This is a genomic window from Gordonia mangrovi (assembly GCF_024734075.1).
Classification (GTDB): domain Bacteria; phylum Actinomycetota; class Actinomycetes; order Mycobacteriales; family Mycobacteriaceae; genus Gordonia; species Gordonia mangrovi.
The window spans coordinates 3,783,661-3,805,839 of record NZ_CP102850.1; the positions used below are offsets into that span (position 1 = coordinate 3,783,661).

The 22,179-nt window shown below is 66.5% G+C and carries 16 protein-coding genes and 1 tRNA gene; 9 read left to right on the forward strand and 8 right to left on the reverse strand.

Annotation, left to right across the window (positions count from 1 at the left end):
- Positions 1-127: 127 nt before the first annotated feature.
- From NWF22_RS17210 to benA, 4 genes are all read right to left on the reverse strand, one after another.
- Positions 128-2,797 (reverse strand): helix-turn-helix transcriptional regulator, encoded by a 2,670-nt coding sequence (locus NWF22_RS17210; RefSeq protein WP_160902924.1) that lies wholly within the window; start codon positions 2,795-2,797, stop codon positions 128-130.
- A 46-nt stretch (positions 2,798-2,843) separates the two neighbouring features.
- Positions 2,844-5,609 carry a benzoate 1,2-dioxygenase electron transfer component BenC gene (benC, locus tag NWF22_RS17215; protein ID WP_160902925.1) on the reverse strand — a complete coding sequence of 922 codons (2,766 nt, stop codon included), beginning with the start codon at positions 5,607-5,609 and terminating at the stop codon, positions 2,844-2,846.
- A gap of 10 nt (positions 5,610-5,619) precedes the next feature.
- A complete protein-coding gene (gene benB, locus NWF22_RS17220) occupies positions 5,620-6,153 on the reverse strand; it encodes a benzoate 1,2-dioxygenase small subunit (RefSeq protein ID WP_160902926.1) in 534 nt (177 codons plus the stop codon).
- A gap of 169 nt (positions 6,154-6,322) precedes the next feature.
- Positions 6,323-7,705 carry a benzoate 1,2-dioxygenase large subunit gene (gene benA / locus NWF22_RS17225; protein WP_160902927.1) on the reverse strand — a complete coding sequence of 461 codons (1,383 nt, stop codon included), beginning with the start codon at positions 7,703-7,705 and terminating at the stop codon, positions 6,323-6,325.
- A 226-nt stretch (positions 7,706-7,931) separates the two neighbouring features.
- Here benA and NWF22_RS17230 point away from each other — a divergent pair, with 226 nt between their 5' ends.
- The 6 genes from NWF22_RS17230 to NWF22_RS17255 are packed head-to-tail and all read left to right on the forward strand — an operon-like array spanning position 7,932 to position 13,334.
- Positions 7,932-8,867: a LysR family transcriptional regulator gene (locus tag NWF22_RS17230; protein WP_160903360.1), complete on the forward strand. Its 936-nt coding sequence runs from the start codon at positions 7,932-7,934 to the stop codon at positions 8,865-8,867.
- Positions 8,864-9,970 carry a mandelate racemase/muconate lactonizing enzyme family protein gene (locus tag NWF22_RS17235; RefSeq protein WP_160902928.1) on the forward strand — a complete coding sequence of 369 codons (1,107 nt, stop codon included), beginning with the start codon at positions 8,864-8,866 and terminating at the stop codon, positions 9,968-9,970. The genes NWF22_RS17230 and NWF22_RS17235 overlap by 4 nt, the downstream gene beginning before the upstream one ends.
- Before the next feature lie 2 nt (positions 9,971-9,972).
- Positions 9,973-10,257 (forward strand): muconolactone Delta-isomerase, encoded by a 285-nt coding sequence (gene catC, locus NWF22_RS17240; RefSeq protein ID WP_160902929.1) that lies wholly within the window; start codon positions 9,973-9,975, stop codon positions 10,255-10,257.
- 56 nt (positions 10,258-10,313) lie between these two features.
- Positions 10,314-11,186 (forward strand): catechol 1,2-dioxygenase, encoded by an 873-nt coding sequence (gene catA / locus NWF22_RS17245; protein WP_160902930.1) that lies wholly within the window; start codon positions 10,314-10,316, stop codon positions 11,184-11,186.
- 3 nt (positions 11,187-11,189) lie between these two features.
- Positions 11,190-12,770, forward strand: coding sequence for an AAA family ATPase (locus NWF22_RS17250; RefSeq protein ID WP_160902931.1), 1,581 nt, complete (start codon positions 11,190-11,192; stop codon positions 12,768-12,770).
- Between the two features lie 18 nt (positions 12,771-12,788).
- Complete coding sequence (locus tag NWF22_RS17255) at positions 12,789-13,334, forward strand: molybdenum cofactor biosysynthesis protein (protein WP_160902932.1); 546 nt, start codon at positions 12,789-12,791, stop codon at positions 13,332-13,334.
- Between the two features lie 38 nt (positions 13,335-13,372).
- On the opposite strand, the gene NWF22_RS17260 is transcribed toward NWF22_RS17255, so the two are convergent.
- Both NWF22_RS17260 and pruA read right to left on the reverse strand, forming a co-directional pair.
- Positions 13,373-14,326: a proline dehydrogenase family protein gene (locus tag NWF22_RS17260; RefSeq protein WP_160902933.1), complete on the reverse strand. Its 954-nt coding sequence runs from the start codon at positions 14,324-14,326 to the stop codon at positions 13,373-13,375.
- Positions 14,323-15,963 carry an L-glutamate gamma-semialdehyde dehydrogenase gene (pruA, locus tag NWF22_RS17265; protein ID WP_160902934.1) on the reverse strand — a complete coding sequence of 547 codons (1,641 nt, stop codon included), beginning with the start codon at positions 15,961-15,963 and terminating at the stop codon, positions 14,323-14,325. The genes NWF22_RS17260 and pruA overlap by 4 nt, the downstream gene beginning before the upstream one ends.
- Positions 15,964-16,069: 106 nt before the next feature.
- On the opposite strand from pruA, the gene NWF22_RS17270 reads away from it, so the two are divergent.
- Positions 16,070-17,677 (forward strand): PucR family transcriptional regulator, encoded by a 1,608-nt coding sequence (locus tag NWF22_RS17270; RefSeq protein ID WP_160902935.1) that lies wholly within the window; start codon positions 16,070-16,072, stop codon positions 17,675-17,677.
- Between the two features lie 9 nt (positions 17,678-17,686).
- Positions 17,687-18,058, forward strand: coding sequence for a TraR/DksA family transcriptional regulator (locus NWF22_RS17275; protein WP_160902936.1), 372 nt, complete (start codon positions 17,687-17,689; stop codon positions 18,056-18,058).
- 148 nt (positions 18,059-18,206) lie between these two features.
- Here NWF22_RS17275 and NWF22_RS17280 read toward each other — a convergent pair whose 3' ends face one another.
- The gene (locus NWF22_RS17280) at positions 18,207-20,378 is read right to left on the reverse strand and encodes a glutamine synthetase III family protein (protein WP_160902937.1); all 2,172 of its coding nucleotides are present in this window, start codon (positions 20,376-20,378) and stop codon (positions 18,207-18,209) included.
- Between the two features lie 126 nt (positions 20,379-20,504).
- Entirely contained in the window at positions 20,505-21,776 is a 1,272-nt protein-coding gene (locus NWF22_RS17285) for an acyltransferase (protein WP_233751290.1), read from the reverse strand.
- 293 nt (positions 21,777-22,069) lie between these two features.
- On the opposite strand from NWF22_RS17285, the gene NWF22_RS17290 reads away from it, so the two are divergent.
- Positions 22,070-22,142, forward strand: a tRNA-Arg gene (locus NWF22_RS17290).
- Positions 22,143-22,179 lie beyond the last annotated feature (37 nt).

Genomic DNA, 22,179 nt, shown 5'->3' on the forward strand with positions numbered 1-22,179 from the left:
GCACATTGGCGCGATCCGTGCTAGTGACCAAGTCTATTTCTTTTGGGCCCCCAGGCGCATATCGATTTCGTTGCTGTCGCCGAGTGTCGTCCTCCCGGACAGAGCCCTGCGGAGACGGGCAGCGCCCTCACTCGGCGCCGGAGTGGCGGCGCGACGCCGCGAGTTCGGACCGCGAGCGTAGGCCGAGCTTCGCGTAGATGCGGGTCAGGTGGTACTGGACGGTCTTGGGCGAGATGAACAGTTCCGCGGCCACCTCGCGGTTCGACAATCCACGGGCGACCAGGGTGGTCACTGCCTCCTCCTGCGGGGTCAACTCGACATCGCCGCGTTCGTTGCGGCTCAGATTCAGCCCGCCCGCCTTCAATTCTCGCTCGCACCGCTCGACGTAGGTGGACGCGCCAAGGGAGAGGAAGAGTTCGCGGGCGGTACCGATCACGGCGTCGGCGGCACGTCGCTTCCCGGCCCGGCGCAGCGTCTGACCGAAGGCGAAATTGACCCGGGCGCGGTCATAGCGCAGTGGCAGACCATCGAGCAGTTCGAGCCCCTCGGAGAACGTCCGCTTTGCCTGCTGGATATCGCCGACCGCGCCGAGATGTCGACCGCGCGCGTACTTCAGGCGCGCACTGGCCGAGCGGTGGCCGCGCTCGGCAGCGATTTCCTCGTAGGGGGTCAGCAGGGCATCAGCGGCATCGAGTTGGCCGCCGATGACCAGAGCGTTGGCCAGCACATCAACCCACGGCCACCAGCCGGGCTCGGCGAGGGCGGGCACCTCGGCGGCCATCGTCATCAGCGGTTCGAGGGTGCGGCGCACCTTCTCGTAGTCGGCCGAGGCCTCGGCGATCTGTGCACGCGCGAGCATTTCCGGGATCCGCATGATCTCGTAGTCGCCGACATGCGTCGCGGCTTGCTGCACGCTGCGCTCGGCGTCCTGCCAATCGCCGCGCAACGAATGGATCGCCGTGGCAGTCCAGTTCAGCAGCGGACTGGCCAACTCGATGCCGCTGGTCCGGGCCAGCGCCCGCCCCTGCTCGACATTGTGCAGTGCGGTGTCCCAATCGCCGGTCAGAAACTGTGTTCGGGCCAGCCACGCCAAGGCCCACAGCGAGATGCGGGTGGAGCCACCGAGATTCGCCATCGACACAGCGGTCTCCAGATTGCTGCGGGCAGCGCCGACATCATCGAGGCCCAGCTGCAGCCAGCCGCGGCCCATGGTGGCGCGCTGCGCCTGTGCCCCGAATCGGATTCGGTCGGTGAGCTCGGCGTACTCGGTGGTCGCCTCGGCCGGACGCCCCGACCACGCCAGCCCCAACCCGCGAATGGCCGCAGCCTCGACCCCCGCTGGTGATTGACTGCCCGCCATGGCGATTGCCCGATCCGCCCAGTCGACGAGTTCATCTCCCTGACAGCGCACCAGGTTGTGCAGCACATAGCGCTGGGCGATGAGTGCAGCGATGTCGGGTTCGCGGTCGAAGTTCACGATGTCCCAAGCGCGATCGAGCCGGACCCGGGCTTCGGCGGCGCGTCCGCGCAGGATGGCAAGGTAGGCGAGAGTGGCGTTGCGTAAGGGTGTTTCGCGTAGGCTCTCCACGAGTGGGACCAACGCTGCGGCGCCGACGCAGTCGCCCGCGGCGAGCAGGGCGTCGACGGCGAGGGTGACACGGGTGTCGCGCAGCACCGGGTCGGAGGTGAGCCGGGCGGCCTGGCGGAACAACCCCGCTGCCTCGGCCCACGCACCGTCGGCGGATCGGCGGCGGGCCAGGTCATCCAGATCGTCGGCCAGATCGGGATCGGTGGTGGGGGTGGCAGACACCTGGTGATGCATCCGTCGTGCCGGATCGCTCACCAACCCGGCGGCGCGTCGGTGTGCGGCGCCGACGGCCTCCATCCCCATGATCTCGAGGACCGCCCCGCGGATGAGCGGATCGGCCGGTCGCGCTTGCGCATCGGCTGGAGTCAGCGCCGACCCGAGAGTGATCAGCCCGCTGTCGGCCGCTTCGTCGAGCGCGGCCAGTGGGGTATCGAGCCCGGCCAGTGCCACCGCGGTCGACAGTGGTTCGGCGTCATCGAGAATCATCATCGACTCCACCAACGCACGGGCGGGTGCCGAGCACTTGTGCAGTCGGGTCCGGACGTCGTCGATGACGTAACTCGGCGCCGGGAGGGTGACGCCGGTGCGCGACCATGTTCCGGCGGGCAGGTCGTCGAGCAGGGTCACCACGTGGCGTGGGTTCCCGCCGGTGTGGCCGGTGAGGTTCTCCAGCATCGCGGGGTGCAACACGATGCCACGCCGCGCGGCGACCTCGGCGACGGCCGGGGCGGTGATGCCGGCGAGGCGGAACTCGTCGACGAGCAGACCCGACGGCCGACGGCCGACCGGCGGAGTCATCGACATCACCACCAGTGTCGGACGATCGCGGTGCTCGCGGGTGACCGTGAGCAGCGTGTGCATCGACTCCTCGTCGACGAACTCGGCGTCGTCGATCGCGATCAGGGTGGGTGCGCCGGTCTCGCCGAGCAACCCGGCCAGCGCAGAGTCGCCACCGTCGGGAGACTGCGTGAGCTGACGCAGGACCGCGCCTGCGCACTGCTGATCCCAGTCCGAGGCCTGTGCCCACAGCGTGTGCCCGACACCCGCAGACTCGGTGTGCCGGTGAGTCAGATGGGTGAGAAACGTCGTCTTACCGATGCCGTGCTCGCCGAGGATCACCACGAACTCGGTGTGCCGAACGGCGGCGGCACGGGCGAGGATGGTCTCGATCTCTCGTTCCCGCCCGACGCAGGCGGCGACCACCATCATCGTCCCATCGTAGGTCCGTACCCCATCTCGGTGGTGCCGATCACCGTCAGCCCGCGTCACCGCCCGCGACCGGCAGTACGGTTCCGGTGATGTAGGAGGCTTCCTCGGACGCCAAGAAGCAGATCGCCGCAGCCTGCTCATCGAGCGTGCCGTATCGGTGCATCAACGACGAGGCAAGCGTCTGATCGATGTGCGCCTGGAACCAGTCCTGTTCGGTCGCCGTGACCGGTTCCGGTGTGCCGCGAGAGACCCGGCGCTCAGGCGCCTGGGTCCCACCCGGTGCGGTGGCGACCACGCGGATACCCGAATCGGCATACTCCATGGCCAGCGACGCGGTGATCGCGTTGATGCCGCCCTTCGCGGCGGAGTAGGGAATGCGATTGACGCCTCGTGTGGCCGCCGACGACACGTTCACGATGACGCCGTCGCCGCGTGCCACCATCGACGGCAGCACCGCCCGGCACGCGAACAGCGTCGTCATGAGCGAACGGTCGATCTCGGCGCGGATCTGGTCGTCGGTGAACTCGGTGAACGGCTTGAAGTTGATGGCACCGCCGACGTTGTTGATCAGCACGTCGACCCGGTCGAATGCCGCCAACGCCGCAGCCACTACCGATTCGGCGCCACCGAAGCCCTCGAGGTCGGCGATGGCCGGCACCGCAGCGGCGCCGGAGGCGGTCAGTTCGTCGGCCAGCTCCGTCACCAGGTCCGAACGATCGGCGAGGACGAGTGTGCCGCCCTCGGCACCGATCCGTCGCGCCGTCGCCGCGCCGATGCCCTGGGCGGCCCCGGTCACCACGACGACCTTGCCGGCGAACCGGCCCGGAGTGACGAAACGCGGGCGGCGGGCGGCCATCTCATCGGCCATCGCGCGCCGCATCGTCTGCTTGGACCGGTCGGCGTGCGCCGAGATCAGCGCGCGAGCGGCGTCGCGGTCGCCGGATTCGAAGGCGGCGACGATGTCGACGTGGTCCTGGGCGCACAGCGGATGACACCAGGTGGCGTTGCGCAGCACCTCACTCATGCGTCCTTTCACCCCGAGCGCCTGATAGGCGTCGAGGAGATGGGTGTTGCCGGTGAGGGTGAACAGATAGTCGTGGAAGTTCGCGTTGGTCTCGGTGTATTCGGCCGCGTCGACGAAGCGATCGCCCTCGACGAACGGCACAGTGGTCTCGGCCAGCAGTCGATATCCGGCGAGCTGCTGACTGGTCAGTCGTCCGAAGGTCAGCTCCAGCGCACCGAGTTCGAGCGCGGCCCGAGCTTCGAAGATGGCGTCGGATTCGTGGATCTCCGGATGCTCCTCGCCGATCTGATAGCCCTCCGGCGTGATGGTCGTGGCATCCGGGGCAACGGCAACGGGCGTATCGGCGGCCACAGTGGCTGCGGCCGAGGCCGGTTGGGGTGTTGCCAGTGGTTCGATGTCGCGGGGTGAGAACACATTCTGACCCGCGATGCCGCGCGCATCGGCCGGGAGGAGCCGACCGTCATCGGGATCGACAATCCGGTCGTTTCCGGTCGAGTGCCACATCTGCTGGCCGGCGATCCGGAATCGACCGTCGTCGTCGGTGAGGTCGGCCATCGGCCCTCGCCACGGGGAGATGTCGGCGACCGGCAGGGTGATCTGTCCGGCGATCGCGCGTGCATCGGCGGCAGGAACAACGCTGTCCTCGAGGACAACCGGCAGCGTGGCCACGGCGCTCGGGGGTGCCGTGTCGGCCACCGTGCTGCTCGTCGCCGGAACCGCGAGCGCGAACTTCTCGTAGTAGAACCCGGTCGGGTCGATGCCGGCATCTGAGACATGCGTGCGAACCGCCTCGACCATCGGCGGGGGCCCACACAGGTAGATCGCGACGTCCCCGTCGTACAGGTGCTCGGGTGCGATCAGACTCATCACGTAGCCCTTGTTGACCGCTGTGCTGTCGGGATCGGATACGCAATGATTCCAGGTGAATCCGGGCAACTCACGAGCGAAGTACTCGATCTCGTCGAGCGCGACCAGATCGGTGTCGGTGGACACCCCGTAGATCAGGTGGACCTTGCGGCGACTGTCGTCGTCGTGCAGCTTGCGCAACATCGACAGGATGGGCGCCAACCCGGTGCCGCCGGCCAACAGCAGCACCGGCCGGGCCGCCTCGCGCAGGAAGAACGAACCGTGCGGCCCGGTGAAGCTGATCGACTCACCGCGCGTGGCACGTTCGGTCAGATAGGTCGACATCGCGCCACCCGGCGTCAGCTTCACGAGAAAGACGAGTCGCTCCTCATGCGGCCCGTTGGCGAACGAGTAGGACCGGGTGAGCAGACCGCCGTCTCCGTCGTCGGTGCCGGGCACGGCAATGTTGACGTACTGGCCGGGCAGGAATGCCAGATCGCCCCGGTTGGCGATCTCGATCGCTAGTCGCATCGTCGACTCCGAGAGCCGTTCGAGTTCGACAACCGTACCGGTGAAAGTCGCGGCCTGGGTCTTGGCGATGTCGGAGGTCGCCGAGATCTGCAGCACCAGATCGGATGTGGGCTTCATGCAGCAGGGCAGCGCGTAGCCCGCGGCGGATTCGTCGGCCGACAGCGCGTCGTCGATATAGGTGCCGCCGTCGTAGTCGCCGGATTCGCAGAATGCCTTGCAGGTTCCGCATGCGCCGTCGCGACAGTCGAGCGGGATGTTGATGCGCTGGCGGTAGGAGGCGTCGGCGACGGTCTGGTCCTCGCGGCAGGTGATGAACCGGGTGACGCCGTCCTCGAAGGCGAGAGCCACCTGATGGGACGGGGCGTCGGTGCCGGCGGGTGCGGCCGTGTCGCGGTCTGTGGTGACGGTCATCGGATGTGTCCTAGAAGTGATAAACGTCGACGACGTGGTGGATGTAGTCGTTCTTGAGCACGATCGTCTTGCGCCGGATCAGTGGACTCTCACCGGAGAAGTCGATCGTGTAGAACGAGGTGCCGTAGTACGGGTCGACGGTGTTGTACCGGAAGTACATGGTGTGCCAATTGAATCGGACATCGACGAGGTCGCCGCGCCGTTCGATCACCTCCACGTTGCTGATGTTGTGGCTGGTCCTGGGTTCGGGTAGCGACGTCGCCGACGACCGCTCGGTGCGAATGCGGAACACCCGGTCCTCCAGACCGCCCTTGTTGCCGTAGTAGATCAGCGAGATCTCGCGTTGCGGGTCCTCGGTCAAGCGGTCGGCGTCATCCCACGACGGCATCCAGTAGACGACGTCGTCGGCGTAGCAGTCGAGCCATTTCTCGAACTCACGGTCGTCGAGGTAGCGGGCCTCGCGGTAGAGGAACTGCTCGATCATGTTCTGGGTGATGAGCTTCTCGGACGTGGTGGCTGCGGAAGCGGGCTGGGTGGTGGTCATCGAATCATCCTGTCTGGGAGATGTCTTCGGTTGAGGTTTCCTGCTGATCGAGTGGCCGCGGTGTGTCCTGCGTCTGTTGCATGTCGCTGATCGAGTTGCCGTGAACGGAGTGAGTGGCTATCGAGATCGGGTGGCGTGGTCTCGATACGCCCTCGGCCAGGGCCTCGGGCTACTCGACCACCGGGTGGGGTGTCTCTTCCGCGGCGGCGGCCTTGCGCATCGTCTCCAGCCAGTAGCCGTGCTGGACCGGGTAGAGACCCTCGTCCTCGTTCTTCATGCCGGCCGAGATGACGCCGGTCATCCCGAGGGTCTCCGCGACGGGGTCGGGTCCGCTGAGCCAGTGCTCGGCGCCGCGGCTCATATCGTTCCACGGTGCCGCCTGCGCCCGGAAGGTCAGCTGGCACGACCGGAACTCCTCGAGATCGTCGGGGGTCGCCATGCCGGAGGCGTTGAAGAAGTCCTCGTACTGCCGGATACGGTGTGCGCGTGCGGCATCGCTCTCGCCTTTGGGGGCGATGCAGTAGATCGTCACCTCGGTCTTGTCCGGTGCGATGGGTCGAAAGTGCCGGATCTGCGTCGAGAACTGGTCCATCAGATAGACATTCGGATAGAGGCACAGGTTGCGGGAGCCCTTGACCATGAACTCGCCCTTGGCGTCACCGAACTTCTCCTTGAGCTCGTCCATCTTGTCCCAGAGCGGACGGTCCTGCGGGTTGGCGGCCCAGGTCCACAGGCACAGATGGCCGTTCGGGTACGACCAGTAGCCGCCGCCGGATTTGCCCCAGCCGCCGGCGTCGAGGGCCTTGGTCTCGTTCTTGGACTCGCCGGTGCTGCGGCGCGAGGTGGTGGCGGCATAGTTCCAGTGCGTGGCCGTCACGTGGTAGCCGTCGGCTCCGTTTTCCGCCTGCACCTTCCAGTTGCCGTCGAAGGTGTAGGTCGACGCACCGCGCAGCACTTCGAGACCGTCGGGCGACTGATCGACCAGCATGTCGATGATCAGGCGGGTGTCGCCGAGGTGCTCGTCGAGCGACACGACGTCGTCGTTGAGGCTGCCGAACAGAAAACCGCGATAGTTGTCGAAGCGCGCAACCTTGGTGAGATTGTGCGACCCGTTGACGTCGAAGGTGTCGGGGTATCCGGCGCCGTCGGGGTCCTTCACCTTGAGCAGCGTGCCGTCGTTGCGGAACGTCCAGCCGTGGAACGGGCAGGTCAGCGTCATTCGGTTGTCGGTCTTGCGCCGGCAGATCATCGCGCCACGGTGGGCGCACGCGTTGATCAGGCAGTGCAGCTCACCGGCCTTGTCGCGGGTGATCATGACCGGCTGCCGCCCGATGTAGGTGGTGAAGTAGTCACCCGGGTTCGGCAGCTGACTCTCGTGCGCCAGATAGATCCAGTTCCCCTCGAAGATGTGTTTCATCTCGAGTTCGAAGATGTCCTCATCGGTGAAGATGCGGCGGTTGGCCCGGTAGATGCCGGCCTCGCGGTCGTCGATCACGGCATCTTCGAGGACCGAGTGCACGTGCTGCAGGTTGTCGGTGATCGACGCGGTCATGTCCTACCTCCAAGAATGTGGGCTGTCCTCTGCACTGTCGCACTACGTGGCGCCTGTCACACCAGGGCAAACGCCAGTCCTGACCCAGTATCTGATTGATCGATAGAGATTATGAATCTGCGGAAACCATGTTCTTGTCAGGTATGGATCGTCGGCCTACCGTGGGTGATGGACGTGGTGCCGGTCACAATGGCGCCGCCGAGTGATGGACAGAAAGTCGCAGGACATGGAACTACGGCATCTTCGCTACTTTGCAGCTGTCGCCGACACCTGTCATTTCGGGCAGGCGGCGACGCAACTGCACGTGGCGCAGCCGGCTTTGTCGTACGCGATCCGGCAACTCGAGGCCGAACTCGACGTCACCCTGTTCACCCGGACCACCCGGCAGGTGGCGCTGACGCCGGCCGGCGAATATCTCCAGGCCGAGGCGGCGCGAATCCTGGCCGGCGTCGATGATGCCGTCGACGGCGTACGTCGAATCGCCGCCGGACGAAGTGGCGTCATCCGGCTGGGTCTGACGGGTATCGCCGCGTTCTCGCACCTGCCGCGCATCGCCCGGGTGGTCAAGCGGGAGCTGCCCGACGTGGACTTGCAGATCCAGTCGGACATGCTGACCCCGGTGCAATGCGACGGCCTGCGCGCCCTGTCGATCGACCTCGGCGTGCTGCGTCCGCCGGTGGTGGGAGACGGCATCGACATGCGACTGATCGACGTCGAACCGATGGTTCTCGCCGTGTCGGTGGACCACCGCCTGGCGGTGGAACCGGTGGTCGCAGTGGAGGATCTGCGCAACGAGATGTTCGTGATGTACGACAGTCAGGACTCCGCGGTGAACGACGCCGCGGTCCGCACCTGCCACCGTGCGGGGTTCGTCCCCCAACGAGCGCATCGGGCCCCCGGCACCGCCGTGCTGCTCGCCCTGGTGGCCGCCGGGATGGGAGTCGCGGTGGTGCCGGCTTCGGTTCGTGCGCTCCCCCTCGAGGGGCTGGTCATCCGAGACCTGGTGGACGCCGGCACCGTCGAACTCGCACTCGCCTGGCGCAGCGGGCAGGACAACCCGGTGGTCGACGCCGTATCCGAGGTCATCGCACAGGCTTTCGCCGCGGAGACGGCTTCCCCGCGGCGCACCCCGAACGACACCTACGTGGGAGAACAACTATGAAGATCACTGCCGTGGAGGCGATTCCGTTCGCGATACCGTATTCGAAACCGTTGCGGTTCGCGTCCGGCGAGGTGCATGCCGCCGAGCACGTGCTGGTGCGGGTGCACACCGATGACGGGATCGTCGGGGTGGCCGAAGCGCCACCACGTCCGTTCACCTACGGCGAGACCCAGGACGGCATCGTCGCGGTGATCGACAAGGTCTTCGCTCCGCAGGTGATCGGCCTGACGCTGCTCGAGCGCGAGGTGGTGACCGGCCGCCTGGCCCGGACGGTGGGTAACCCGACCGCGAAATCTGCGGTGGACATGGCGATCTGGGACGCGTTGGGCAAGTCGCTGGGACTTCCGGTCGCCGAACTGCTCGGCGGCTACACCGACCGCATGCGGGTCAGTCACATGCTGGGTTTCGACGACCCGGCCATCATGGTCGCCGAAGCCGAGAAGATGCGCGACACCTACGGGATCAGCACCTTCAAGGTGAAGGTGGGGCGTCGGCCGGTGCAACTCGACACCGCAGTGGTCCGTGCGCTGCGCGATCGGTTCGGTGCGGAGGTCGATCTCTACGTGGACGGTAACCGCGGCTGGTCGGCATCGGAGTCGGCTCGGGCGATGAAGGAGATGGCCGATCTGGGGCTGCTGTTCGCCGAGGAACTGTGCCCGGCCGACGACGTGATCGGCCGGCGGTGGTTGGTCGGTCAGCTCGACGTGCCGTTCATCGCCGACGAGTCGGTGCCGACCGCGGCCGACGTCACCCGGGAGATCCTCGCCGGTGCCGCCACCGCCATCAGCATCAAGACCGCACGCACCGGGTTCACCGCGTCGCGCCGCGTACATCATCTCGCCGAGGGACTCGGCCTCGAGGTGGTGATCGGCAATCAGATCGACGGGCAGGTCGGTACCGCGTGCGCGTTGACATTCGGGACGGCCTTCGAGTCGACCTCACGCAACGCCGGGGAGCTGTCGAACTTTCTGGACATGACCGATGATCTGCTCGCCACGCCGCTGCAGATCAGCGATGGTCACCTACACCGCGGCGCCGGTGCGGGAATCGGGATCGAGATCGACCCGGACAAACTTGCCCACTATCGAACCGATCGGAGCTGACGATGCTGTTCCACGTCCGCATGGACGTTCACATCCCCGACGACCTCGACCCCGAAGTGCGCGCCGAGATAGTGGCCCGCGAGAAGGGCTATTCGCAGGACCTGCAGCGCAGCGGCAAATGGCCGCACATCTGGCGCATCGTCGGCGAGTACTCCAACTTCTCGATCTTCGACGTGACCGACAACGACGAACTACACGAGATCCTGTCCGGACTTCCGTTGTTTCCCTACATGGACATCGTGGTGACCCCGCTGGCCACCCACCCATCCGATATCGCTGCGGGCTGAGCCGGCCCTCACCCGCATCGTCAGCCCTCAGGCCGATCACAGAAGGAGTTCCCACCATGACCGACATCAGCTTCGACACCGAAGTCACCGCGAAGGCCGCCGAATCCGGCGCCAATGCGTCCGCCCGATTCCGCGAACGCATGGAAACGGCCGGGCGCGCAGGCGTGGTCGACACCGCCCGCGTCGACCACCTCGCCTCCAAGGTCATCAAGGCGATCAACGACATCGTCATCGAGGACCAGGTCAGCTATGCCGAATACAACGCGCTCAAGGCGTGGCTGATCAAGGTCGGCGAGGACGGAGAATGGCCCCTGTTCCTCGACGTCTGGCTCGAGCACTCGGTCGAGGAGGTGGCCAGTGCGCACCGCGAGGGCAGTAAGGGCACCATCGAGGGCCCGTACTACCTCGACGGATCACCGGAGCTGGGTTGGAACGGCACCATCCCGATGCGTGACGACGAGCCTGGCACCCCGCTGTTGTTCTCGGGGCAGGTACGCGCCGTCGACGGCACCCCACTCACCGGCGCCAAGATCGAACTGTGGCACGCCGACGACCTCGGCTTCTACTCCCAGTTCGCGCCCGGTCTGCCCGAATGGAACCTGCGCGGCACCTGGATCGCCAACGAGGACGGCCGATTCGAGATCCACACACTGCGGCCGGCGCCCTACCAGATCCCGACCGACGGCGCCTGCGGCCAGTTGATCGCCGCCGCCGGATGGCACGCCTGGCGGCCGGCGCATCTGCACTTCAAGGTGAGCGCACCGGGCTACGAGCTGATCACCACCCAGCTGTACTTCCCCGGCGATCCGCACAACGACGACGACATCGCGTCGGCGGTGAAGCCGGAGCTCATGCTCGACCCGCGCGACAACCCGGCCGGCGAGGGCGTTGCGGTGGACTACGATTTCGTCCTCGACCCCGAGAGCTGATCCATGCTGGTCGCACCCACCGCTGTGGTCGCCGCCACGACCTCTCCGGACCTCGCCGCGCCCCGGCGGCAGGCCGAGACGTGGCGGTCACCAGAGCTGGCCATCGCCGATCGGGACCTCACCGATGCGGCGCTGGCCGACCTGGTGGCCACGGCGAAGGTGTCGGCTCCCTCCTTCGCCCGGGCCGCGGCCGCGATTGGGTCGGCACGCGCCGGCCGATTCCCCGTCATTCCGCATATCGACGCGGCGAGCGAGATCTTCCGCAGCTTCCTGTCGCACGACCTCATCGACGGATGGTTGTATGTGCGAGAGTCGGACGGTCACCTCCATCCCTACCTGGTCGCCGACATCACGATGGAGCACGCCGACCGCACGCATGGCCCTCGCATCAAGATCACCGCGGAGGCCGACAACGCCACGGTGAAACGACCCGCACGCAAACCCCGGGTGCTGACATTCGAGGAGACCGAGGTCGTCGGCAAGGTGCCGGCCGACGTTCTCGCTGCCGCCGGCGCCTACAAGGAGACGCCGGATCTCAAGGCCGCGTACGCGAGTCGCCGCGCCGAGTACGAGACGATCATCGCCGAGGGATTCGGCCACCAGTACCGCTACACCGGACGGGTGATCCGTACCGATGACCACCGCGCACCGAACAAGCGGGGCAATCGCAAGGTCGTCCACGACGTCGCCCCGAGCGAGGTCGCGGCTCTGCGGATGGTGGCGTCGTCGATCCTGTTCGATGCGGAGTCGTACGGACCGGTGCCGGTCATCACCGCCGTGCGCGTCTTCGACCTCGGGGCACAGGATTTCCTGGACGTCAACACGGCCGACCTGCGGCCCTATGTCTACGACACCCACCTGCGCGACAAGCTGGTGTTGCCCGACGAGCAGCGGGAACTGCTCAACATCCTGACCACCGACATCTCGGTGTTCACCGGCGACATCATCGACGGCAAGTCGGCCGGCAACGTGATCCTGGCCAAGGGGCGGCCCGGTGTGGGCAAGACACTGACCGCCGAGGTGTACGCGGAGGTGACCCACCGGCCCCTCTACTCCATCCACTCGGGTTCGCTCGGCACCACGCCAGAACTGGTCCGCAAGAACCTCGAGGTGATCTTCGACCGGGCCAAACGCTGGGACGCGGTGTTGCTGCTCGACGAGGCCGACGTGTTCGTGATGGAACGTGGTCTGGATCTGGCGCAGAACGCCATCGTGGCCGAATTCCTGCGCACCCTGGAGTATTTCGACGGACTGCTGTTCCTCACCACCAATCGCGTCGACGGCGTCGACGAGGCGATCCTCGCGCGGTGTGCCGCCGTCATCGAGTATCAACCGCCGGGGCCGAAGCATGCTCGGGAGATCTGGCAGATCCTCGCAGCGGGCAACGACGTGGTCCTCGGCGAGGCTCTGCTCGACGACCTCGTCGGCGGCTTCCCCGACATCACCCCGCGCGACATCAAGATGCTGCTGCGACTGGCGCTGCGGATGGCGCGCCACCGCGACGTCGACCTCGACGCCTCGGTTTTCGCGAGCAGTGCGGTATTCCGTGGACTGCACTACGTCCCGGTCGCCGAGCGCCGCTGACCTCTACCCTCGACGGGTGTGGAGTATCGCTTCTTGATCGTGTCGCTGCTGGTGTCGCCTCGGCACGCCTACTTCGGACGACCCAAGGACGGGCCGGCCGACGAGGTCATGACATCGACGCCTGATCAGGTCGAGATCGTGGCGGACAAGGGAATTCGCGGCGACCGCTTCTTCGGGGTGCGCGCCCACACGGAGGCTGCGGTGACCTTCCTCGCGCTCGAGGCCTGGCAGGCTGCGGCCGGGGACATCGATCCCGCTGTCGCGCGCCGCAACGTGGTCGTTCGTGGGCTCGAACTCGATCCATTGCGCGCCCAGGAGTTCACCGTCGACACCGGTGACGGACCGATCCGGTTTCGCGGTGGCCGTCCGGCGCACCCGTGCTCCTGGATGGACACCGTGGCGGGTGCGGGTGTGCGTAAAGCGTTGATCGGCCGGGGCGGACTGCGTGCGCAGCCGCTGACCTCCGGCATCCTGCGCGTTGGTCCGGCGGTGATCACCACGGATGTGGAGCTCGACGCAACTCGTGCCGCCGACCAGGTGAAGCGCGCTCAGCCGCTCGGTTGAGGGCTGCAGGGCGCGTGACATGGGGCGCTTTTCGCAGGTCAGCTGGCCAACGCTCGCAGAAAGAACCCGAGATTGGCCGGCTTCTCGGCCAGCCGCCGAACCAAGTAGCCGTACCATTCGCCTCCGTAGGGGATGTACACCCGCACTCGACGGCCCGCGGCCGTCAGACGCTGCTGTTCGTCGGTGCGGATCCCGTAGAGCATCTGGTGTTCCCAGGAATCCGGGGTGCGCTCGAACTCGTCGGCCATCGCCTGCGCCGCGTCGATGATGACCGGATCATGGCTGGCCACCATCGGGTACCCGTTGCCCTTCATGAGGATTCGCAGGCAGCGGAGGTACGCCTCATCGATGAGTTCCCGCGTGGGATAGGCGACCGACGGGGATTCGGCGTAGGCGCCTTTGCACAACCGGATACGGGCGCCGGATTCTGCGAACTCGGTGCAATCGTCCTCGGTCCGGCGCAGGTAGGCCTGCAGTACCGTGCCGACATCGCGGAAGTCGCGCCGCAGCGCACGCACGATCATCAACCGCTCGTCGGCGCTGGCATGGTCCTCGGCGTCCACGGTGACCAACACGCCTGCATCGTGGGCCGCCGCGGCGATGGTACGCGCGTTCTCCTCGGCGATCTTCGCACCATGCCGGGGCAACGCCTGCCCGAGTGCGGTGAGTTTGAGCGACACCTCCAGACGCCCTGCTGGAAGGCCGGTTTCGGGGATGTCGGCCATGGCGCCGACAAGGGCCAGGTAGGCGTCGACAGTACCGGTGGCCTGCGATTCGTCGGTGGTGTCCTCGCCGAGGAAGTCGATACTCACCGACATGCCGGCGTCGAGCGAGGTGCGCGTGGCGGCCAGCACATCGGTCTGCGTCTCGCCCGGTACGAAGCGCTCGACGACTCGCCGTGTCATCGCCGTGCGCTGCGAGGTCTGCCGAATCCGGTCGTTGCGTGCGGCTGCGAGGATCATCGGTCGCATCGTGGCGTCGAACAGGCTCATGAGGGATCGGTCTCCATGTGCGGGTACGCCGAGGACGTCGGCGGGACGAAGGTCTCCTTGATGGTCCTGGTCGAGGTCCAGCGCATCAGATTCGCCTTGGACCCGGCCTTGTCGTTGGTGCCCGACCCGCGGGCCCCACCGAACGGTTGTTGCCCGACGACGGCCCCGGTCGGCTTGTCGTTGATGTAGAAGTTGCCGGCGGCGTGCCGTAGAACCTGGTTTGCTTGGGCGGCGGCATCGAGGTCGGTGGCGATGATCGATCCGGTGAGCGCGTACTTCGCCGTCGTGTCCACCAGTCGCAGTGTGTCGTCGAACGATGCGTCGTCATAGACGTGCACGGCGAGGATGGGCCCGAAGTACTCGGTGGCGAAGGCCTCGTCGGTGGGATCATCCGAGAGCAGTACGGTCGGCCGGACGAAGTAGCCTGTGCTGTCGTCACATCCGCCACCGGTCGCCACGGTCATGTGGGCGACGGTCTTCGCCCGGTCGATCGCGGCCACGTTCTTGTCGAAGGCCCGACGATCGATCAGTGCGCCGCCGAAGTTCGACAGATCGCGGATGTCGCCGTACGCCAATTCGTTGGCCTCGGTGAGGAAGTCATCTCCCATGCGGTCCCACACCGAGCGCGCCACGTAGGCGCGTGACGCCGCCGAACACTTCTGTCCTTGATACTCGAACGCACCCCTGATCAGGGCGGTGCGCAACACCTCCGGGTCGGCCGACGCATGAGCGACGATGAAGTCCTTACCGCCGGTCTCGCCGACGAGCCGCGGATAATTGCGGTACCGATCGATATGACTGCCGACCTCCCGCCAGAGGTGCTGGAACGTCGCAGTGGAACCGGTGAAATGGATTCCGGCCAAGTTCGGATCGGCCAGCACGACATCGGAGAGATCCTTGCCGTCACCATGCACCAGATTGATGACCCCGTCGGGCAATCCGGCGGCGCGGAGCAACTCCATCGTCTGCGCGGCCGCGTATGCCTGCGTAGGTGACGGCTTCCAGATCACGGTGTTGCCCATCAGCATCGGTGCGGTGGGCAGGTTGGCGGCGATGGCGGTGAAGTTGAACGGGGTGATCGCGTAGACGAACCCGTCGAGCGGGCGGTGGTCGAGGCGGTTCCACACACCCGGTGAGGACATCGGTTGTTCGGCGAGGATCTCGCGGGCGAAGGCGACATTGAACCGCCAGAAGTCGACCAGCTCGCAGGGGGCGTCGATCTCGGCCTGCTGCACCGACTTCGATTGCCCGAGCATCGTCGCCGCCGCGATCCGCTCGCGCCACGGGCCGCTCATCAGATCGGCCGCGCGCAACAACACGGTGGCGCGCTCGTCGAAGGAGGTGGCCGCCCACTGCGGCGCGGCGGCGAGCGCGGCGTCCACGGCAGCGCGGGCGTCATCGTGGGTCGCGGTGCGGATGGTGCCGAGTACTTCGTGATGGGCGTGTGGCTGCACGACATCGACGAGTCGGCCGGTGCCGATGTGGTTGCGGCCGCCGATGACGTGCGGCAGGTGTTGCGCGGCGGTAGCCGATTGGCGGTTGAGTTCGGCGCGGATCAGGCTGCGTTCGGGTGTGCCCGGCGCGTAGGTGTGTACCGGTTCGTTGGTCGGTCGCGGGGGAGTGGTGACGGCATCCATATGCCCAGTCCACCGGGTGGTCGGTCACCGAGAACATGGATCATCGGCCAACACTTTGCGTACCGGTTTGTCGGATCAGACAATACCCAGGGTGCATACTGGGAGCATGACCGTAGCCGCCGGCGTCTCCCTCGGCCGGCTGTTGCTGGCGTTGGACCGCACGGTCGCGCAACTGGTCACTGCGCCCGCCGGTCTGGATGCCGTGGTCTCCTCCGCCGCCCTGCTAGACGTCGACGACGTGCGGCTCGGTCTGGGGCGCGCAGCACGGGGTGCGGACGTGTTCTTGTTCGTCGGAGTGCCCGACGAGGAGTTGCTCACCTGGCTGTGCGGTCTCGACACCCGCGAACCGGTGGCGGTGTTCTGCAAATCGCCATCGGCCCAGGTGGTGGCGCGTGCGGAGGTCACCCGGACGGCGGTCGTCGCCGTCGACCCGCATGCTCGCTGGGAGCGGATCTATCACCTGGTGATGCGGGTGCTGGAAGCCGATCCCGGTGGTGTGGCGGGCGAGTCGATGCGTACGGGTACGACCGGCGACCTCTTCGATCTGGCCGCCGAAGTCGCTCGCCGGACCCGCGGTCTGGTGAGTATCGAGGACGAACGATCGCACGTGCTGGCCTACAGTCGGGCCGGAGACGAGGCCGATGAATTGCGCAGGCTCTCCATCCTGGGCCGCGAGGGCCCGCCGGAGATGATGGCGTGGCTTCGGGACTGGGGTGTGATGGACGTACTGCGCAGGTCGTCGGAGGTGGTGCGGGTGGCCGAGCATACAGACCTCGGGGTCCGGGCTCGTCGCGCGGTGGCGATCCGGGTATCGGGGTCGGCGGTCGGCGAATTCGTCGGGGTCATCTGGCTTCAGCGCGGCGGCGTCGACTTCGCCGATGACACCGACGAGGTGTTGACCGGCGCGGCAGCGGTTGCCGCGCGGGTGATCTCGCGTGGACGTGCACGCGGAAACGACCATGCCGAGACCGTCCGTCGACTACTCGGTGCGCGCGGCGACATCGTCGACGCCGAATATCTCGGGGCGCAACTCGGATTGGCGACCGACGCATCCGTCGCCGTCGTCGGCCTCGCGGCGACCTCCGGCGCGCCGCACTCGCTCGGTGGCGCGGCCGAACTGTCCGCCGTGACCCTGCACGCCAGTGCCTTCAGCCCGTTGTCGGTGACCGCGACGCTGGGTTCGCGCATCTACGTCGTCCTGCCGGAGGTCACCGCACAGGCGACGGTGACGTGGGCGCGTGCCGTGCTGGGCGCGGCCGAACGGCAATTCGGGGCCCGGCTGCGGGCGGTCGTCGCGGGCCCCGACACCGGGCTGGGGTCGGTGCCGCGATTGCGCGGACAGGCCGATCGGGTTCTCGACGCCGCCGAGCGGGAAGGCGAGCTGATCGACGATGTCGCCACCGTGGAGGAATCGCAGACGGGAGTGCTGTTGGGCGAGATCGTTGCGCATCTGGCGGCCAACCCCGAGCTCGTGGACAGCCGGGTCGTCGAGCTGGTCGAGACCGACGAGCTCACCGGGAGCGAGTTCACGCTCTCCTTGCGCACCTACCTCGACCATTTCGGTGACGTCCGGGCAGCGGCGGCGGCTCTGCATGTGCATCCGAATACGTTGCGGTACCGGGTTCGTCGCCTGCAGGCGCTCACCGGCATGGACCTCGACGATCCGGCGACACGGCTCGTGGTGGCGCTGTCGCTGCGGGCGGTCCGAGGGTGAGGAGACCAGATGACCACGCACGACCCGGACCGGATTCACGACACACTGCACCGCGAGAGAAGTGAGACGGTGTCGTTGATCGACCAGCTGTCGGCCCGCCTGGACGCGGTGATCGAGGCGACCGCAGACTCCAGCTCCGACGACGAGCACGATCCAGAGGGGTCGACTCTCGCCGTGGAACGAGGCCATCTGGTGGCTCAGCTGGAGCGATCACGGGTCCGGCTCGATGAACTCGATGCCGCATCGATACGTGTCACCGCCGGGACCTACGGTCAGTGCGAGAACTGTGGGTCGCCGATCGCCGAGGCGCGACTCGAAGCGCTGCCGGCGGCACGGTTGTGCATCGACTGCGCGTCGCGCGGTTCCGCGCGCCGGTGGTGACCTGCTCGACCCCCGGCCAGAAGACGAAAAGCGCCCCAGAGAAGCACCCTCGTCAGCGTGGCCGACGACACCATGTCGACGGGCGCACTGTCTGGGGTTCTTCTCTGAGGCGCTTTCGGTGCTGGTCGGCCGGCTTGCGCCGGTCGAATCAGAGAATGGTGAGCATCTCATTATAGGTCGGCAGCGGCCACAGATCGTCGGCGACCAAGCTCTCGAGCATGTCGGAGACCTCCCGAACCTCGGTCATCGCCGGGATCAACGACTTCAGCGCGTATTCGGCCTCGGCCTCCACGGTGTCACCGTGGAACTCGTCGACGGCCTCCTCGAGGGTGGCCATCGCGGCGTAGAGATCCTTGAGGTTCTTGGTCATCGTCAGCATCACCGGATGATCGGTCTCGACACCCGCGGCCTTCAGGCTCGCGGCGGTCGCCGCCAGTTCTCCCTGGTAGCGGTTGGTGGCCGGCAGGATCATCGTCTTGGCGATCTCGAGGGTCTCCTTGGCCTCGACCAGCAGTGCGAGCGCGTACTGCTCGAGGACCACCTCTTTACGCGCTTCGAGTTCGCGATTGCTGAGGATGCCGTAGTCGCTCATCACCGACTTGATCGCCGGCTCATCGTACTGAGCCATCGCATCGACGGTGGTGCGCAGGTTCAGCAGGCCACGCGAGGCCGCTTCCTCCTGCCATTCGTCGGAGTACCCATTGCCGTTGAAGACCACCTTGCCGTGCTCCACGATGATGTCGGAGAGCAGCTTCTGGACCGCCGAATTGAATTCGGTGCCGTCGGAGATCTCCTTCTCCAGGAAGGTGGCGACGTAGTCGAGGGAATCGGCGAGCATCGCGTTGATGGCAATCATCGGGTCGGCGATCGACTGGTTGGAGCCGGGCGCACGGAACTCGAAACGGTTACCGGTGAAGGCGAACGGGCTGGTGCGGTTACGGTCACCGGCATCGGCCTTCAGCGGCGGCAGGGTGTCGACGCCCAGTTCGAGGACCCCGGTCTGCTTGCTCTCCTTGGCCCCGCCCTTGGCGATCTGGTCGAAGACGTCGGCGAGCTGATCGCCGAGGAAGATCGAGATGATCGCCGGTGGTGCCTCGTTGGCGCCGAGTCGGTGATCGTTGGACGCCGACGCGATCGAGGCGCGCAACAGACCGCCGAACTTGTGCACACCACGAATGATCGCGGCGCAGAACACCAGGAACTGCTCGTTTTCATGCGGGGTGTCGCCGGGGTTGAGGAGGTTGCCCTGGTTGCTGTTGCCCAGCGAGAAGTTCACGTGTTTGCCCGACCCGTTCACACCGGCGAACGGCTTCTCGTGCAGCAGGCAGACCATCCCGTAGCGCTCGGCGACCTTCTTCATCGTGGTCATCATGAGCTGCTGATGATCGTGGGCGAGGTTGGACTTCTCGAACACCGGGGCGAGCTCGAACTGTCCCGGCGCGACCTCGTTGTGACGGGTCTTGGCCGGGATGCCCTGCTTGAACAGCTCGCGGTCGAGCTCGATCATGAAGGCCAGCACGCGGTCGGGGATCGCGCCGAAGTAGTGGTCGTCGAACTCCTGGCCCTTCGACGGTTTGGCGCCGAACAGGGTGCGGTTCGTGGTCATCAGGTCGGGACGGGAGAAGTAGAAGTGGCGGTCGATCAGGAAGTACTCCTGCTCGGCACCGGCGTACGACACGACCGTGTCGATGTCTTCGTGGCCGAACAACTCCAGCACACGCATGGCCTGCTTGCTCATCGCCTGCTGACTGCGCAGCAATGGCGTCTTCTTGTCGAGCGCCTCACCGGTCCACGAGATGAAGATCGTGGGAATGCACAGGGTGTTGCCATTCGGGTTCTCCAGGATGTACGCCGGGCTGGTGACATCCCAGCCGGTGTAGCCGCGAGCCTCGAACGTGCCGCGCAGTCCGCCGTTGGGGAAGCTCGACGCATCCGGTTCGCCCTGCAACAGGGTCTTGCCCTGGAACTCGGCCAGCGACGCACCGGAGGAGTCGGGTTCGAGGAACGAGTCGTGCTTCTCGGCGGTGAAGCCGGTCAGCGGGTAGAAGACGTGTGCGTAGTGGGTGGCGCCCTTCTCGATGGCCCAGTCCTTCATCGCGACGGCGATGTAGTCGGCGAGGGCCGGATCGAGCGGAGCGCCCTTGTCGATGGTTGCCGAAACCGCCTTGAACACGTGCTTGGGCAGGCGATTCTTCATCACCGAGAGCGTGAAGACGTTACGCCCGAAGGTATCTGCCAAGGGTTCGGCGAAGCCGTCGGTCTCCACCTCGTAGGTCGTCACTGCTTCGATCGCCTGACGGCGAGACATGCTGCCACTCATGGTCACTCCTGGGTTCGTCGCTCGCCGGACCACAGACCCCGGCGAGCTCGTTGTGCAAGCGATACGACGCTATGGGCAGGAGATACCTGAGCCATTTCCCGGATGTGACGACCAGGAAAACTGGCGTCACTTGTGTGAATTCTGGACGTTTCGGTCGCGAGCGCGCAGCGGGATCCGCGACCGGGCGACGAGCCAGCGGCTCAGTGGCGTACGCAGCAGCAGATCGACGAGTAGCAACGACAGGACCAGCGTCGCCACGACCAGGATCACCGACCGGAGCGCAGCCGAGTTCGGGAACCACTCGAAAAGTCCCGACATGAAACCGAAACGACCCAAGAGGTCGAGGATCAGCGGGTGGACTGCAAAGACGCCGAAGGCGCGGACCGTCGCGGCGCTGACCGCGCGGGCGCCCACCGACCGGCCCGCGGCGCGCAGGTCGTTCCAGCCCATCGCCGCCAGCCACAGCATTGCCAGACCGCCCACCAGCCACGGGAGGGTGGCCGGGTTCCACGGGGTGTTGGACTGTAGTGGGACGTTGCCCGGCGAGGTTGCCAGCAGGTAGGCGCAGACGCTGAACGTCGTCGCGATCAGGCCCGCCGCGATCACCCACACCGCGTGGTCGCGTAGCCAACGTTCGACGGTCTCGTGGTGATGGGCGGCCAATGCGCCGATCGCCACGAACAGGGCATACATCGGCAGCGTCTTCCACAGGTTCTCGTACACGACGACCCAGCCGTCGCCCGGTGGCCGCGGCAGATATTGGTAGATCACGAACATCGTCATCTGGATTGCGCCGGCCGCGCCGAGCACCACCCAGTGGCGGTTCTCGGTACGGCGCAGCAGCCACGAGATGGCGGGAAAGGCCAGGTAGATCTGCATGGAGATCAGCAGGAAGTAGAGCTGATACTTGCCCTCACCGTTCACGATGTTCACACCGAGATCACCGATGAACTGTGACGGCGATCCGAACGGGTTGCCCGCGATGACGAGGTGGTCGGTGATCGCATAGATGACCGTCCACAGCAGGTACGGCCAGACGACCAGCCCGAAGCGGCGTCGCCAGAACGTGCCCGGCGACATCGGCCGGTCCCGGGTGCTGAGTACCAACACGAACAGGGTCACCGCGACGAATCCGTAGCGGGTCAGATGCAGCAGTGTGCCGACCAGGTTGCTCGACCGGATCACATCCGGCGTCGTGTTGATGCCGTTGATGCTGTGGGCCACCACCACGCCGGCGAACAGCAGGACCCGGACGAGGTCGGCGGTGTGGGCGCGGTCGGCCTTCGCGGTTGCACGTGCGGCGCCGTCCGGCGCAGCCCCGTGCGCGATGGTGGTGGTGCCGGGAGCAGTGACGCTGTCACGCGTCCCCGCCGGCGTCATATCGGCGCCGTTGTGCAACTCCACCCCTCCTGGTCATTCCGATGGCCATGCGTCGCGCAGTTTACGGGCTATTCCTGGCAGAAGAATCAGCGATTCGCGCGGCTGAGGGAGTTTGTGCTGGTCAGGGTCGCGGAGTCGTGCTTGTGTGTGGTTTGGGACACAGGCGACAACGCTCATTTGGGCGGTTTCGGTGGGGGCCCTCGCGCTGTGGTGCGAGTGGTGGGGCGGCCGTGCGGGTCCGCGGAGACGACCCACCGAGCCGCATCTGGGGTGCCGTACACTCCACTGTGGTCGGCCGGTCCGGCCGATCCGCTCTCGTAGCTCAGGGGATAGAGCACGGCTCTCCTAAAGCCGGTGTCGCAGGTTCGAATCCTGCCGGGAGCACAGTGACATCCTTGCCGCCCTCCGGTCGGTGTGCGCC